The following is a 1,334-nucleotide window of genomic DNA, read 5'->3' on the forward strand; positions in this document are numbered from 1 at the left end:
CATCGAGCAGACGGACGAGAACCGCAGCCCATGGCAAGGCTCGATCGCACGGCCTCTGGCAGGGATCAAGGTGCTCGACCTGACCCGCGTCCTCGCCGGCCCCACCGCCAGCCGCCTCCTCGCTGGGCTGGGCGCAAACGTGCTGCGCATCGATCCACCGAGCTGGAACGAACCCGGCGTGGTCCCGGAAATGACCGTGGGCAAACGCTGTGCGCGGCTGGATCTGCAAGTACCAGCGGATCGCGCAGTGTTCGAAGATTTGCTGAAAGACGCCGACATTCTGCTGCACGGCTACCGCGCCGACGCTCTGGAACACCTCGGCTTTGGTGTTGAGCGCCGTCGACAACTGGCACCGGGGCTGATCGACGTCTGCCTCAACGCCTACGGCTGGAGCGGCCCCTGGCAGAACCGCCGGGGCTTCGACAGCCTGGTGCAGATGAGCAGCGGCATCGCCGAGGCCGGACAGCATTGGAAGCACAGCGATAAACCGACGCCGCTGCCGGTGCAGGCGCTGGATCATGCGACCGGGTATCTGCTGGCGGCGAGTGCGATCAGATTGCTGACTGAACGACTGGCCAACGGTCGCGGGGGTTCGGCGCGGTTGTCGCTGGCACGGACGGCGAAGCTGTTGCTCGAGCATGGGCCGGGGACGCATGACCCGCTGCGGGCCGAAGACGCGCGGGATCAGGATCCGGCGATTGAAAACACCGCGTGGGGGCCGGCGCGCAGATTGCGCGTGCCGGTGCACATCGGTGGGACGGCGCTGCAGTGGGATTTGCCGGCGACGGAGTTGGGCTCGCATCCTCCCTGTTGGCCATGAGAAGCCCCTCACCCTAGCCCTCTCCCAGAGGGAGAGGGGACTGATTGGGGGATATTGGAGAGTTACGCCGACGTGAAAGATTTTCGTCGAATCCATAATCGACTCGATCGCTCAGGTCGATGTATAGCGCCAGACACCTCGGCCGGCCCCCTCTCCCTCTGGGAGAGGGCTGGGGTGAGGGGCGGCTTTTCAGATCACAACGACAACACTCCGCTATACAACCCATACGCCGCCAGCCCCGCCCCGATCACCACGCAGGCAAAAATTCCTTTCTCCACCGTAGTGAAAACCGGCTGGCCCTGTTCACGCTTGGCCTTGGCAAACAGAATCACCCCCGGCGCATACAGCAGCGCCGACAGCAGCAGATATTTCACCCCGCCGGCATACAACAGCCACACCGCGTAAACCAGGGCGATGCCGCCAATCAGCAGATCCTTGGTGCGCTCGGCCGACGCGTGCTCGTAGGTTTCGCCGCGCCCGCTGAGCAGTACCGCGTAGGCCGCTGACCACAGGT

The 1,334-nt window shown here is 64.7% G+C and carries 1 protein-coding gene and 1 pseudogene; one reads left to right on the forward strand and one right to left on the reverse strand.

Going from position 1 to position 1,334, the window contains the following annotated elements; translation table 11 throughout:
* A partial coding sequence (locus D6877_RS26520; RefSeq protein ID WP_178083757.1) for a CoA transferase occupies positions 1-820 on the forward strand: 820 nt, incomplete at its 5' end.
* Between the two features lie 194 nt (positions 821-1,014).
* Here D6877_RS26520 and D6877_RS26525 read toward each other — a convergent pair.
* A pseudogene (locus D6877_RS26525) lies at positions 1,015-1,334 on the reverse strand (arginine-ornithine antiporter); the annotation flags it as partial.

Origin of the sequence: Pseudomonas sp. Sample_9, from assembly GCF_004307535.1 — a bacterium.
GTDB lineage: Bacteria > Pseudomonadota > Gammaproteobacteria > Pseudomonadales > Pseudomonadaceae > Aquipseudomonas > Aquipseudomonas mercuritolerans.